Source organism: Halobacillus sp. (genome assembly GCF_049282395.1).
GTDB lineage: Bacteria > Bacillota > Bacilli > Bacillales > Halobacillaceae > Halobacillus.
In genome coordinates this window covers 1-1,549 of sequence record NZ_JBAPTY010000182.1, presented here as the reverse complement: position 1 = coordinate 1,549, position 1,549 = coordinate 1, and the positions used below count along the sequence as shown (strand labels likewise).

3 protein-coding genes are annotated in these 1,549 nt (G+C 39.2%); 2 read left to right on the top strand and 1 reads right to left on the bottom strand.

Annotation, left to right across the window (positions count from 1 at the left end; translation table 11 throughout):
- Positions 1 to 570 (bottom strand): polysaccharide deacetylase family protein (locus WAM07_RS08395; protein WP_422166034.1); only part of this gene is annotated, 570 nt, incomplete at its 3' end.
- A gap of 289 nt (positions 571 to 859) precedes the next feature.
- Here WAM07_RS08395 and WAM07_RS08390 point away from each other — a divergent pair.
- Entirely contained in the window at positions 860 to 1,156 is a 297-nt protein-coding gene (locus tag WAM07_RS08390) for a rhodanese-like domain-containing protein (protein ID WP_422166033.1), read from the top strand.
- 142 nt (positions 1,157 to 1,298) lie between these two features.
- On the top strand, positions 1,299 to 1,549 hold a 251-nt coding region (locus WAM07_RS08385), incomplete at its 3' end, for a hypothetical protein (protein ID WP_422166032.1).

Below are 1,549 nucleotides of genomic sequence, written 5' to 3'. Positions count from 1 at the left end.
ACCCGGAACAATATTATCTATCACTCGGTTATAAACCTCTGTTTCTGATAGACCTTTCCAATCCAGTGTATCAATATTCCAGTGAATAGTGTGGGTATACCCCGCGTTTCCTACGGCTGTAAGGACTGCGGAATTCACGGCGCCAAAAGGTGCCCTGAATAATGGTTTGGTGGATACGCCTGTCGTACTTTTCACCGCAGCTTCAGTCCGGTCTAATTCACTTTTTATTTCAGCGCTTGATAGCTCAGTAAAATCAGCATGGGAATAGGAATGATTAGCTAATTCGTGACCGGCTGATTTAATATCTTTAATAGCATTTGGATGAGCTTTTGTTCCGGAGCCCGTTAAAAAGAAGGTGGAGTGGATATTTTCTTTGGAGAGCGTTTGCAGGATCTTAGCAATGTTTGTCCCATCTGAGCCATCATCAAATGTTAAAGCTACACGTTTACCAGATGTATTGCCTTTAGTAACAAACTTCGAAGGAGACGCTTCTACAGGATTAGAAAAGGATAGGAAACTGCCCATAATCAGAAGGAAGATCACACTGAACTTCAGAAACTTCTCTCCCATTACATACACCTCACTGTGGTTTTTTAAAATCCTTAACCTGAAGATAATGAGTAGAAAAACTGAATATTTTGTCTAATTAAGTCTATTATACTACATAAAGCTCAAAAGAACGCTAAAAATATTTGATAATTTTAATTCAGTCAAGATTTGTTTATTTACAATTGTACAGGGAACAATTTTTATAAGATCCTATAAAATCCATTATGGAATGATAAAAACTAAGGTTTACGCATCGAAGTTTACGTCTAAAAAATCTATAACACTCGCTAAGAGTAAGGAGGTTCAAACCATGGCTAAAACTATTCAGCCTGAAGAAGTTGAAAGTAAACGAAAGGAAAACCACATTCAAGTTCTTGATGTGCGAACAAATGAAGAAGTTGCAGAAGGTAAAATTCCAGAAGCTCTTCACGTCCCATTGGATGAAATAGAAGAACGAGTTGGAGAGTTTGATCCTAACAAGGAGTATATTACGGTATGCCGCTCTGGCAGACGGAGCGATATGGCTGCCGACATTATGAATGACAAAGGCTTAAACGCTATTAACATGGAAGGCGGCATGAAAGCCTGGACTGGAGAAGTACGATAAGTTTAAAACCCTGCGCTTTTAAAAAAGTGCGGGGTTTTTACATCTCATGCTAATGCCTGGTTTCAGATGATATGTATCGGAGCATATTAGACTAGTTGTCTGGATATACTTAACCGTTAGAGTACATTAAAGGGGGAAATGTATGTCAGCATCTCGTATTTTGAAATGGGTAACAGGTGGATTTGAAGCCATTCTGGGTGTACCTTTTCTCGGTGCCACTATTATCATCAGTCTGCTCTGGACACCTTTAGCACTTATGTTAATTTTGCACATTATCACTCTTGTATTAACGAAAAAAGATAATGGTGCCGCAACGGGAAGTATCCTTGGAATTATCACCTCTTGCGTCGGCTGGATCCCTTTTGTAGGGATTATTATGCATATCCTGTCTGC

Excerpts from the sequence above, each read along its gene's own strand:
- WAM07_RS08390 (WP_422166033.1), top strand. The coding sequence starts at position 860 with ATGGCTAAAACTATTCAGCCTGAAGAAGTTGAAAGTAAACGAAAGGAA.